This is a genomic window from Citrobacter sp. MGH104 (assembly GCF_001034485.1).
Taxonomy (GTDB): domain Bacteria; phylum Pseudomonadota; class Gammaproteobacteria; order Enterobacterales; family Enterobacteriaceae; genus Citrobacter; species Citrobacter freundii.
Genome location: NZ_KQ089818.1, coordinates 2,622,294 through 2,634,735 on the forward strand (window position 1 = coordinate 2,622,294; position 12,442 = coordinate 2,634,735).

General features: G+C 53.2%; 12 protein-coding genes. 5 read left to right on the forward strand and 7 right to left on the reverse strand.

Going from position 1 to position 12,442, the window contains the following annotated elements; genetic code table 11:
* Positions 1–50: 50 nt before the first annotated feature.
* Entirely contained in the window at positions 51–3,134 is a 3,084-nt protein-coding gene (locus SK34_RS12290) for a beta-galactosidase (protein ID WP_048233141.1), read from the reverse strand.
* A 121-nt stretch (positions 3,135–3,255) separates the two neighbouring features.
* Positions 3,256–4,338, reverse strand: a complete 1,083-nt coding sequence (locus tag SK34_RS12295) for a LacI family DNA-binding transcriptional regulator (RefSeq protein WP_048233142.1) — start codon at positions 4,336–4,338, stop codon at positions 3,256–3,258.
* Positions 4,339–4,448: 110 nt separating this feature from the next.
* On the opposite strand from SK34_RS12295, the gene SK34_RS12300 reads away from it, so the two are divergent.
* On the forward strand, positions 4,449–5,111 hold the full coding sequence (locus tag SK34_RS12300; protein WP_003847664.1) for a class I SAM-dependent DNA methyltransferase: 663 nt from the start codon (positions 4,449–4,451) through the stop codon (positions 5,109–5,111).
* On the opposite strand, the gene SK34_RS12305 is transcribed toward SK34_RS12300, so the two are convergent.
* Positions 5,108–6,058 carry a GlxA family transcriptional regulator gene (locus tag SK34_RS12305; RefSeq protein ID WP_048233144.1) on the reverse strand — a complete coding sequence of 317 codons (951 nt, stop codon included), beginning with the start codon at positions 6,056–6,058 and terminating at the stop codon, positions 5,108–5,110. The two genes, SK34_RS12300 and SK34_RS12305, sit on opposite strands and share 4 nt — an antisense overlap.
* Positions 6,059–6,076: 18 nt before the next feature.
* Complete coding sequence (locus SK34_RS12310) at positions 6,077–6,853, reverse strand: MBL fold metallo-hydrolase (protein ID WP_048233145.1); 777 nt, start codon at positions 6,851–6,853, stop codon at positions 6,077–6,079.
* 377 nt (positions 6,854–7,230) lie between these two features.
* Between SK34_RS12310 and SK34_RS12315 the strand changes: the two genes are divergently transcribed.
* The 3 genes from SK34_RS12315 (at position 7,231) to SK34_RS12325 (ending at position 8,708) form a co-directional block, all read left to right on the forward strand.
* Positions 7,231–7,476, forward strand: a complete 246-nt coding sequence (locus SK34_RS12315) for a YmjA family protein (protein WP_003021350.1) — start codon at positions 7,231–7,233, stop codon at positions 7,474–7,476.
* A gap of 86 nt (positions 7,477–7,562) precedes the next feature.
* Entirely contained in the window at positions 7,563–8,039 is a 477-nt protein-coding gene (locus SK34_RS12320) for a cold-shock protein (protein WP_003838649.1), read from the forward strand.
* Between the two features lie 237 nt (positions 8,040–8,276).
* Positions 8,277–8,708 (forward strand): hypothetical protein, encoded by a 432-nt coding sequence (locus SK34_RS12325; protein WP_003838647.1) that lies wholly within the window; start codon positions 8,277–8,279, stop codon positions 8,706–8,708.
* A gap of 82 nt (positions 8,709–8,790) precedes the next feature.
* Here SK34_RS12325 and SK34_RS12330 read toward each other — a convergent pair whose 3' ends face one another.
* From SK34_RS12330 to SK34_RS12340, 3 genes are all read right to left on the reverse strand, one after another.
* A complete protein-coding gene (locus tag SK34_RS12330; protein WP_003838645.1) occupies positions 8,791–9,312 on the reverse strand; it encodes a hypothetical protein in 522 nt (173 codons plus the stop codon).
* A gap of 19 nt (positions 9,313–9,331) precedes the next feature.
* Complete coding sequence (locus SK34_RS12335; RefSeq protein ID WP_003838643.1) at positions 9,332–9,637, reverse strand: putative quinol monooxygenase; 306 nt, start codon at positions 9,635–9,637, stop codon at positions 9,332–9,334.
* A gap of 135 nt (positions 9,638–9,772) precedes the next feature.
* Entirely contained in the window at positions 9,773–10,585 is an 813-nt protein-coding gene (locus SK34_RS12340; protein WP_003838640.1) for a DNA-binding transcriptional regulator, read from the reverse strand.
* 191 nt (positions 10,586–10,776) lie between these two features.
* On the opposite strand from SK34_RS12340, the gene SK34_RS12345 reads away from it, so the two are divergent.
* A complete protein-coding gene (locus SK34_RS12345) occupies positions 10,777–12,441 on the forward strand; it encodes a bifunctional 3-(3-hydroxy-phenyl)propionate/3-hydroxycinnamic acid hydroxylase (RefSeq protein WP_048233146.1) in 1,665 nt (554 codons plus the stop codon).
* The last annotated feature ends 1 nt before the right edge of the window (position 12,442 follow it).

Consider the following 12,442-nt stretch of genomic DNA (forward strand, 5'->3'; position numbering starts at 1 on the left):
ACAGACTTCCTATAAATGCGGGCAGGTTTGGGCCTGCCCAACTTATATTATTATTTTTGGCCCCAGACGAACTGGAAGTGGTAGCGTCCGGCGCTCAGCAGAAATTCCGGCGACACGGAAGGGCTCCACGAATCATCGCCGCCAACGCCCATATGGAAGCCATCAATATTGAGCCAGGTGCCCGCCTCAGGTTGCAGCAAATGGCGGTGGCTGGTTGCCATCAGTTGCTGCTGGCTAAAGCGGCTGATGTTGAACAGGAAGTCCCCACGCCACTGGTGCGCGCCGTAGTGCAGTTCGCGCGTGCCGCAGCGCAGACCGTTTTCACTTGGGAAAACATACGGGGTGTACATCTCATCAAGCGACAGATCCCAGCGATCAAAACAGGCGGCGCCCAGACGGTCCGGGTAGTTCTCATGTGGACCGAGACCTAACCAGTTCACTCGCTCTGCGATCTGCACTAACTGGCAGCTCAGGCCGATGCGGGCCGGATGCGGCGTACCGCTGGCAACGTCGACATCCACCGTTATCTGCATTTCACCCTTGCCGTCAATGCGGTAGCTTTTTCGGCTAATGAACAGCGTTTCGCCCTGATACTGCCACGCATGTTCAGTGGTGATCAGTACCGCATCGCTCAGCGTGTCGGCAGCACAGTGTAGTAACGTTGCTTCAGCCTGATAGTGACCGGCGGCCTTCCAGCGTTCGACCCAGGCGTTAGGGTCGATGCGGGTTGACTCGCTCACGCCGATGTCGTTGTCCAGCGGGGCGCGGGTGAACTGGTCAGTAAGCGGAGTCAACAGTTGGGCTGAATCGCCAATCCAGTACTGTGTCAGCAGGCCAGACTGACGGTCGAATTGCCAGCGCTTGTTGTCGTTCTCAACGGTAAAGACGTTTTCGCTCACATTGAGCTGTGGCGCGGTGTGGGCAGACGGCAGTTGCGTCAGGCTGAGCTTCTCTTGAAGCTTCCATTGCTGCCAGGCGCTGATGTGTCCGGCGTCTGACCACGCGGTTGCCTGAGGTTGTTCTACGCGTACCGTCAGCCACAGCTGACCTGCGGTTTCCGGCATCGGGACATCTGGCAGGGTAATCACCTGGCGACCCTGTGGAGCGATATCCAGAACGATTTCTCCGGCGGCCAGCGGGTTGCCGTCCTGGGCAATAGACCAGTGCAGAACTTCGTTATCGCTGCGGCGGAACAGATATTCGCTGGTCACTTCAATCTGGCGTTCAGTGCCCGGCAGTAACGTGAACTGGAAAAACTGCTGTTCATGTTTGGCCTCGTATAACGCCGGGTGTGGGGTGCGATCGGCGAACACCAGCCCGTTCATGCAAAACTGACGATCGTTAGGTGTGTCGCCAAAATCGCCACCGTAGGCTGACCATGCTTTGCCGTTCTCATCATATTTGGTCAGCGACTGATCCACCCAGTCCCAGACAAATCCGCCCTGCAGGCGCGGATACTGACGGAATGCTTGCCAGTATTTGGCGAAGCCACCGAAACTGTTGCCCATGGCGTGGGCATATTCACAAAGGATCAGCGGACGGTGATCGCCGGGCATCGACAGCCACTTTTTAATCGACCATTTGGGGACGGCGGGGAAGGGCTGATCTTGATCGACGCGGGCGTACATCGGGCAAATAATATCGGTCGCTGCGGTATTTGCGCCGCCGCCTTCATATTGTACCGGGCGTGACGGGTCTTCTGATTTTATCCAGCGGTAGAGCGCGTCGTGATTGACGCCATGGCCGGATTCATTGCCCAGAGACCAGATAATAATGCTCGGATGGTTGCGATCGCGCTGCACCATGCGCGTGACGCGCTGGCTCATGGCAGGCAACCATGCGGGATCGTCGGTGAGGCGATTCATCGGCACCATGCCGTGGGTTTCAATGTTGGCTTCGTCGACGACATACAAGCCGTAGCGATCGCACAGGGTGTACCACAGCGGGTGATTTGGGTAATGGGAGCAGCGCACGGCGTTGAAGTTATTCTGCTTCATCAGGATGATGTCTTGCACCATCGTCGCCTCATCCATCACCTGACCGTTGATCGGATGGTGCTCATGGCGGTTGGTTCCGCGAATCAACAGCGGCTTACCATTGAGTAACAGCAGTCCGTTTTCAATGCAAACCTGACGAAAGCCGACGTCACAGGCCTCCGCTTCTATCAGCGCTCCGTCCGCGGTGCGCAACTGCACAACGGCGCGGTACAGATTGGGCGTTTCGGCACTCCACAGAGCCGGTTTTTCGACGTTCAGACACAGAGTCACCCGGTCATGATAAGCACCGCGTTCATCAATAATCTCACTGCCGAGTGGGGAATTCGTTTCGGCTGTGAGCGTTTCTCCCTCCCACAATTGCAGGGCTACGCGTAAATCTTCGCTCTCGTTGCCCGCTACTCTGACTTCCGCTGCCAGCGTGGCGCGGCTGAAGTCGTCGTTAAACCGGGTATTAATGCGCAGGTCGCGAATTTGCGTTGTGGGCTTATGCAGCAAAGATACGTCGCGAAAAATACCGCTCATGCGCCACATATCCTGGTCTTCCAGATAGCTGCCATCGCTCCAGCGCAGCACCATCACCGCCAGACGGTTTTCGCCGTGCTGTAGATAATCGCTAAGATCGAATTCAGATGGCAGGCGGCTGTCCTGTCCGTAGCCGACCCAGCGGCCGTTGCACCACAAATGAAATGCGGAGTTCACGCCGTCAAAAATAATGCGCGTCTGACCCTCATCTAACCAGATATCGTCAATATTAAATGTGAGCGAGTAACATCCTGTCGGGTTCTGTGCCGGAACGTACGGAGGGTTAACCGGGATTGGGTAGGTGACGTTGGTATAAATTGGCGCATCGTAACCGTCCATCTGCCAGTTAGAGGGGACGTTGATAGTATCAGCTTGTGGCAGATCGCTTGTAAGCCAGCTTTCCGGCACAGCCTCCGGCGCGGCAAACCAGGCAAATTGCCACTGGCCATTCAGCGAGCGTAACTGACTCGAACGCTGATTAGTACGTGCGTCATCTGCTGAACGCCAGCTACAGAACGGTGGATGCGCCTCCAGGCGGTTGAGCTGCGTGACGCCGGGATTTTCCCAGTCACGTCGGGCCAGAACAGCGGAGAGTGAATCTGTGTTCAGGTTCATAACGGTATCCTGTTTGAATTTGTTATTCGCTCACAATTTCAATCAAAATACGGATAAGCGATCCCAACTGTAAAGGATAGGGCGTTCAATGAGTGAACTGACTCACACAATTGTTGTGCGTTCACAATTTGGGTGCGAGCTGAGAAACTTGCCGCGCGAGCTGGATCAATGAATCGGCCAGCGCCTGGGGTGAGGTGGTTTGGGTGTTGGGTGGCAGAACCGTTTTGCGCTTAACCAGGGTGACGGGCAGCAGTTGGTTGCCCACGGTTGATTCGCCACGGGGAAGTTGCAGCAGCCTGTCGACGCTGGTTTCACCCAATAACGGAAAATCCTGCCTGATGGTGGTCAGCGGTGGAATGTAGCAGGCGCTGTCTTCGGTATCATCGTAGCCAATCACCGAGATATCTACCGCCACCCGCAGACCGAACTCGCTGATTGCGCGCATCGCGCCCAGCGCCATTTGATCGTTAGCGACCAGCATGGCGGTAGGGAGGTTACCGTTATTCAGCATATGCATCGTTTGCTGAAAACCAGACATCGCACTCCAGTCGCCTTCCAGCTCCACAACGGGTTGTAGCTGGTAATGTTCCAGATACTTGTGCCAGCCCGAACGGCGAAGCCTTGCCGAAACGGAAGTGTGCGGTCCGCTCAGCAGGGCGATACGCTGATGTCCGTACTGGACCAGATGTTCAACACCGAGGCGCGCGCCGTCGTCATGCGAGAAAATCACGCTGTTAATTGGCGTCAGGTCAGAGACATCGAGAAACAGCACCGGCACCGTACCGCAGGCGGCGGCCACGGCAATGGCGTCTTCTTCATCCAGTGGATAGTTGATGATAAGCCCGGTTACGCGCTGAGAAAGCAGGTTGTGGACCGCGGCTTTACATGCCTCAACGCCGCTGCGCTCGACCATGGCGATCACCACGCTGGCACCGGACTGGTCGGCACGGGATTTTATGGCGGCAACGATTTGTGAGGGGGCATGCAGGGCAAGGTTCGCCGTCACAACGCCAATCAGCGGCGTCTGTTTGCCAGCCAGCTGCTGTGCGACGCGGTTAGGGATGTAATTGAGTTCCGCCATCGCGGCCTCAACTTTTTGTCGGGTTTTTGCGGAAACGTGGCTGGCCTGATTAACGACGCGCGAGACGGTCTGGTAAGAGACACCTGCATGGTCTGCCACATCGTATAGCGTTACCGGTTTCACGTTTATCACCCCTGTCATGACGTTATCTGCGCGCTATGATGCCACAGCGGGACGGTTTTGGGGGATTTACGCATAGGTTCTGCGAGGCGCATTCCAGGGTTGCGGATCGTGTGCTGGAGGATTTATCGTCGTTCTTCTTAACAGAAGAAAAAAGTGAGGACATTGTGAGCGACTCTGCGGCAAATAATATTCTGTCCATCTACCGACGTCATGCGGATGCCTTTGCCAGCCAGCGCTCGCGCACCTTGTTCGAGAAAAGCTGGCTCGATAAATTCATTTCCGTGATGGGCGGGCAGGGCAGCATTGTGGATATTGGCTGCGGCAACGGTCAGCCGATTGCCGGTTATTTTATCCAGCAAGGTTTTCAGCTTACCGGTGTTGATGGTTCCCCGGCGATGCTGGCGCGGGCCCGAAACACTTTTCCCGTACAGCGCTGGCTGGAGCAGGATATGCGCGAACTGGCACTCAATGAGACTTTCGATGGTCTGATCGCCTGGGACAGTTTTTTCCATTTAACTCAGCAGGACCAGCAAAAGATGTTCCCGATTTTTGACCGCCTCAGCCATCCCGGCAGCGCGCTGATGTTTACCAGCGGTACGGACAATGGCATCGCGATGGGGCAATTTGAGGGTGAGCCGCTGTTTCACGCCAGCCTCGCGCCGGACGAATACCGCGCATTGCTGTCAGCGCATGGTTTTGCGGTAGTCGAGATGGTGATGGAAGACCCGCACTGCGCCGGGCACACCGTCTGGCTGGCGCAAAAAAGAGGCTAATCGCCGCGAAAGGTTTTACGCCATTCAGCCGGGCTAACACCAAAGTGGGATTTAAAATGCTGACGCCAGGTGACGGGCGACTGAAAACCAACCTGTTCTGCAATGCGTTCAACGGGTAACTGGCTGGACTCCAGCAACGTCTGGCTACGGCGCAGGCGCTCGGCAATCAACCATTCTGCTACGCTTGACCCGGTGGCCTTCATAAAATGACGAGTGAGGGTACGACGGCTCATCATCACTCGCTGCGCCAGCTCGTCGAGATTATGCGGTTCGTGGAGATGCTGGCGCAAATAGTCGAGCAGGGCGTTGATGCGCTGATCCTGGGTATTTTTCGCTACCGGTTGTTCGATAAACTGTGCCTGGCCGCCCTCGCGATGTGGCGGCACAATCATCCGTCGGGCAATCTGATTCGCCACCGTGCTGCCAAAACGCTGGCGGATGACGTACAGGCAGCAATCCAGCGCGGCAGCGGTCCCTGCCGAGGTAATAATACCGTCGTCATCCACGTATAGCGCGTTGATATCCAGACGGGCCGCCGGAAAGCGCGCCTGAAAATCCTGCTCGAACTCCCAGTGCGTAGCTGCCCGTTTGCCATCCAGCAGACCGGCATAGCCGAGAACAAACGCGCCCAGACATAACCCAACAATTTGCGCGCCGTTTTGTCGTGCGCGGTTGAGCGCATCAAGCAGGCTTTGTGGTGGTCGATGTGCCGTGGTGCCCCACCAGGGGATCACTACAATGTCGGCGGCCTCCACCGCTTCATAGCCGTAGGCTGCGGTAATGGCGAAGCCATCCTGCGAGGAAACGATGCCCGGCTGTTCGGCGCACAGTTGCACCTCAAAGCGCTTTTTCGCCGCCACTTTGTCACTGAAAATAATGCACGGCACTGAGAAGTGAAACGGGCTGAAATCTTCCACGGCGACAATGGCGACGTTAAGCGGTTGCATACGATTCCTCTGTGGAGTTTAAAACGTCAGGGTTTCGCCATCTTCCGGCACGTTAATGAATTGCGCAATCTGGTTGTCGCGGGCGTACTCTTTCAAGGCCGCGCGGGTCAGCAGACAGTGGTTAATCGCCTCCATGTGGGTCGCCACAATTTGTGCCTCAGGTAGTACGAAGTGGGTTTTTAGCACATCTTCCGCGCCCATGATAATTGGGCCAAACCCGATAACGTGGGCAAAGCCTGCGTTCAGAATGACCACGCCTGGTTGAAAAGTCCGCATGTTGGTTTCCACCTCGTCGCGCCAAATGGTGTCCCCGACCAGATACAGCGTTTTTTCCGCCGGATGCTGGAAGATAACCCCGCAGGCATCACCCAGACGCTCAGCCATTTGCGGGATGGCGTAAGCGCGATCCGAACCGTGCTGGCCGCCGGTTTTACGCAGGGTGATATCACCAAGCGCGGTGTTTTGCGTCAGTACGGTCAGTTGCGTGAAACCTTGTTCCCGCAGTACCTGCGCATCGCGATCGTTTTGCACATAAATCGGTTTGTCTTTCGGCACGACACGAGCCGCTGCTTCATCCCAGTGGTCTTCATGCAGATGGGTCACGATCAGCGCATCAACGTTGAGCAGCCTGTCGATATCGACAGGCAGATCAACGGTCGGGTTGCGGATCTCGGCGCGAGCCGTTCCGGCAAAGCCCGGATAAGTACCTTTATCCGCTAGCATCGGATCAATCAGAAAAGTTTTACCGCCAAAGGTGATTTGCTGCGTGGCGTTACGGATTTGCGTGATGTTCATGATGTTTGCTCCACGTGTTGGATCAGTGGCGTCATCGTAGAGTGTTGTCCAGAAGATGAATGTGGGCAAATGGGCGACTAGCGATGGGATTGGGCCAATAGCAGATTACATATATCAATTATGTAATTAAAGTAATTTAATATTTCCTTTGTAGCTCGTTATTTAATTCGCAGCCATTATCTCGAAATGAATAAGAGTGCTGTTACTTAAATACGGAAAAATTTATTAAATACGAAGTGGTGCCAGAAAACATTATTGATATATGTAATGCATAGTGACCAATAAAACAGATCGCGAACCATGAAATAAGAATGCTATCATTCACATCAGACGCGGCAGGCAACTGCTGGCACACGCATATCCCCCCGGAGCAACTGATGAACAACGACATTCCGCTTAAATATTATGATATCGCCGACGAGTACGCGACCGAGGCCGCAAAGCCGGTGAGCGACACAGAACGTGACGCGCTGGCGCATTACTTCCAGCAGTTGATTACCCGTTTGATGAACAACGAAGAGATCAGCGAAGAAGCGCAGCAGGAGATGGCAACCGTGGCCGGTGTCGACGCTCAGCGTATCGATGATATCGCGGAGTTCCTCAATCGTTGGGGTAACGAGTAGCCAAAGGTATGGCCTGTGTTTTACACTGCGCGCAAATTGAGTAGGTATACTCTACGAGTAATAGGTTTAATCAGGCGGAAACAGCAATGAACGGAACAATCACAACGTGGTTTAAAGATAAAGGCTTTGGATTTATCAAAGATGAAAACGGCGACAATCGCTATTTTCATGTGATTAAGGTTGCTAATCCTGAGTTGATCAAGAAAGACGCGGCGGTGACTTTTGAGCCCACCACCAATAACAAAGGCTTGTCTGCCTACGCGGTAAAAGTCATACCAGACAGCAAGTACATCTATATCGCAGGCGAGCGTCTGAAGCTCACCTCGATCAAGTCATTTCTGGTCTACAGCGAAGAAGTCCCTGCCGAGACCCGTATCGACAAAGAAAATGCAGTGCTGTCTGTCGGCGTGCTGATGAACAGCATCCGACCAAAATCAGACGTCAAGCCTGGTGAAATGCGCACGCTGAAAAAGCTGGCTATCACCACCTTCCAGGGCACGACGCTGATTTTCTCTGAAGATGAAATCGACATTGACGAGACGGTGAAACTGCTTAAGGTCTGAAGCCCATTCAGAGTGAATGAATGCCGAAACACTGCTCTTTTCAGAGCGGGTTTCGGTTTAGTATTGTGTGAATGGGTTGAAATAAGAATAGCTTTCTTTGACAACCCTAATCACACTTGCAGCAGCATAAGAATGCTTTTGATTATATTGAATTGTTTTGTAAGCATTCCAGATGATACAGTTATCCCGAAAGTGACTAAACCGAGGTCTGATGCTTACCTCATTATGAGGACATAAATGTCTGTCGGAATTGATCACTTCGTAATGAGTTTATATGAATTTTTCGGGCGAAAGATGAAAATATATAAAATAGTGATCATTATAGCGGGTTTGTTTGTTTTGCAGGGTTGTGATAGTCAGGAAACGAAAGTTAAAAAATTACTAAAGTGTGGTTTGGCAGTTAATGAGATAGGTAATTCCCTGGCACAAGAAAATTACGAAAAAAACGGTGTCACGGCTATATTTGGCCGCTCACCACCGCATATTAGCTCTTATGACATGATGAGAATAGGTCAGGATGCCAGAGATGAGTTATGGATGAATGGCCGAAACCGTAGAGGAGAGGCCCAAAGAATAATTGAAGAGTATGAAGAGAGCTACTGTGTTGACATACACCAGGTTCCGGATGATGAAAATATTAAAAAATTAAAATTGATGTTGCGATTATGAAAAGCAGAAGGAGAGACTATTGACGCCACTCTTTATTGATATGGCCCTGGCCTCTTTACAAGAGACCAGGTTCAGCATCTGGCTACTTAAGCTTGCCTCGTAATCCTTCATAGACATCCAGTGCTTTCTGCACATTTGCCTCGTCCATCGATATCTCTGAGAAGTCGATAAACCAAGTACCGGAGCTATGTTTATTAATGACAAAGAGCTTTTTGCTCTGAACAACACGATACTCAACATCGTATTCTTTGTTAAACGTTGAGCCTGTATCAGGAATGGTGAACGTTGTTGTTACACCTGAATCATTTGGATCCCATTTTAAGAAGCCAGAATAAAGTGTGATCCAGTTTTCAAGATTGCTTTTCGTGACATAGCCGAATTGGGTAACCACATTACCGCCGTTATAAATAACGATCATTGCATAATCGCCATCGTCGTCGAGGCGTAAAGTCCCATGGAAAGCATCATTATATTTAGGATCTTTTGGCAGCTGAATATCGATGCCCGTTTTGTACTGTGTCCAGGGGTAGTAAAAGGCTGGTTTGCCTGGCGTGGAGCATCCTGTTAAAAACATAATTAATAGTAAACCAAGTACTTTCTTCATTACCTATCCTATTTCTTAATTATGATGTGACCGTTGGATTTACCACGCCATCCATCAATATGTAACGTGCTTCCTGTCGCGTGTATTGATCAATTAACGGTACAAGTCGTCGGAAATGCTCACTGGCACAATGTTCATCGAGAGCCGCATGGTTTGGCCATTCTTCGATAAAAATAAAATGACCCGGATCTTTTTCATCAATATAGAGGTCGTAAGCAATACAATGCGGTTCTTTCTTCGTTGCCGATATTAGCTCACGATACAACGGGAGAACGGTTTCAATAAACTCAGGTTTGATGAAATCTTCGGCAATGACCTTTAACACGCAGCCTCCTGGCAAATAAACAATTCACACTATGTAATGTAGATATCATTTGGACAAGACGTCACAAAGTTATATCGGCCGGTTAGTGAATTATGCCAGCTATCAATCAGATGATCCGCATAACTGTGATCCACTTCACCTCCCGGCCACCAAAATCTCCTGCGACTCGACGCCGTCCTCTATCTGTTTCGCCACCTTTTGTAAGGCCGGAAGATGCTTTTCCGCAGCCTGTTCGATGGTCATGGCGCTGGCCATATACACCAGATTCAGGCAGCCGATGACACGTTGTTCGCTGCGGATGGGGACGGCGATAGAAGCGATTTTCTCCTCCTGATCCCAGCCGCGAAAGTTCTGGCCAAAACCGTCTTTTCGCGCCCGGGTTAAAATGGCATTGAGCTTCAGCGGTTCGCGCGCAAGCTGGAACTCTTCTCCTGGTCGGGAGGCCAGCATTTCAATCAGTTCCTGACGTTCATTCTCCGGACAGAATGCCAGCCAGGTCAGGCCGGATGCGGTTTTCAGTAATGGCAAACGACGCCCGACCATCGCCCGGTGAAACGACAGGCGGCTGAAGCGGTGGGTTGTTTCACGTACCACCATCGCGTCCACATCCAGCGTGGAAACGTCGGTCGGCCAGATTACCTCGCGCAGCAAATCCCCCAGCAGCGGGGCGGCGAGTGCGGAAATCCACTGCTCGTCACGAAATCCCTCGCTGAGCTGGCGGACTTTAATGGTTAAGCGAAAGCTGTCATCGGACAGGCTGCGCCGAACATAACCCTCATCCTGCAGGGTTTCCAGCAGCCGTCTGACCGTAGTGCGATGCAGGCCGCTTAACTCAGCAAGTAAGCCAACACTGGCCCCACCATCGAGCCGGTTTAACATATTTAATAACATTAATCCGCGCGTTAATCCGCGTACGGTTTTGTACTCAGTGCTCTCGTCATTTTTCATATTCATTGACAAATCTACAGGTAAAACAACGTTGTGCACTTAGTGCACATCCAGGCATGTTTTGATTGTAGCGCAAAAACTCACTCCTATACTGACCGCACAACAAAAAATTATTCACATATTTTTAACAAAACAAATTGCGCCTCACCAGGATCCGCAATTGCGTTTTGTCCGAGTCGTGAGGTTCTGAAATGACAACAAAAAACCCGGATATCCAACCCGCTGTGCAGCACACCGTTCAGGTCGCGATTGCTGGTGCCGGCCCGGTGGGGCTAATGATGGCCAACTATCTTGGCCAGATGGGCATTGACGTGCTGGTGGTGGAGAAGCTCGACACGCTGATCGACTATCCCCGAGCCATCGGCATTGACGATGAAGCGTTGCGCACCATGCAGTCTGTGGGGCTGGTCGAGCGCGTTTTGCCGCACACCACGCCGTGGCACGCGATGCGCTTTCTCACGCCGAAAGGCCGCTGCTTTGCTGATATCCAGCCGATGACCGACGAATTTGGCTGGTCGCGCCGCAATGCGTTTATTCAACCACTGGTGGATGCGGTGATGTTGGAAGGGCTGTCGCGTTTTCCCAACGTGCGCTGCCTGTTCTCCCGCGAACTGGAAGCCTTTAGCCAACAGAACGGTGAAGTAACGCTGAATCTGAAAGCTCCGGACGGCCAGCGCGAAACGGTGAAGGCCCAGTGGCTGGTGGCATGCGACGGCGGCGGCAGCAACGTCAGACGCTCGCTGAATGTGCCGTTTGAAGGCAAAACCGCGCCGAATCAGTGGATTGTGGTGGATATTGCCAACGATCCGCTCAGCACACCGCATGTGTATCTGTGCTGCGATCCGGTGCGCCCGTATGTCTCCGCTGCGCTGCCGCATGCAGTGCGCCGTTTCGAATTTATGGTGATGCCGGGGGAAACCGAAGCGCAGCTCAGTGAACCGCAGAATATGCGTCAGCTTTTGAGCAAAGTGCTGCCGAACCCGGACAACGTCGAACTGATCCGCCAGCGCGTTTATACCCATAACGCCCGTCTGGCCGAACGTTTTCGCATTGACCGCGTGCTGCTGGCGGGCGATGCGGCGCACATTATGCCGGTCTGGCAGGGGCAGGGGTACAACAGCGGCATGCGCGATGCTTTCAATCTGGCGTGGAAACTGGCGCTGGTCATTAAGGGCAAAGCCGGTGATGAGCTGCTGGATACCTACCAGCAGGAACGCCGCGACCACGCCAAAGCGATGATCGATCTCTCCGTGACCGCTGGCAACGTGCTGGCGCCGCCAAAACGCTGGCACGGCGCGGTGCGCGACGGGGTTTCCTGGCTGCTGAATTATATTCCGCCGGTCAAACGCTACTTCCTCGAAATGCGCTTTAAGCCGATGCCGCAATACCATGTTGGAGCACTGGTGCGTGAGGGTGAGGCGAGAACGTCTCCGGTCGGCAAGATGTTTATCCAGCCTAAGGTGACGCTGGAATCGGGCGAAGTGACGCTGCTCGACAACGTTATTGGACCGAATTTCGCGGTGATTGGCTGGGGCTGTAACCCGCTATGGGGCATGAGCGAGTCGCAGATCCAACAGTGGCAGGCGCTGGGGACGCGTTTTATCCAGGTCGTGCCGGATACGCAGATACATACCGATCAGGATAACCACGACGGCGTTACCCGCATTGGTGATACGCAAAACCGCCTGCGCGCGTGGTTTGCCCAGCACAACGCCGCGCTGGTGGTAATGCGCCCGGACCGCTTCGTGGCCGCCATCGCCATTCCGCAAACCCTGGGCAGCACCCTGAATAAACTGGCGTCGGTGATGACACTTACCCGCGCTACTGCCGATATTCCTGTTGAAAAGGTTGCCTGAT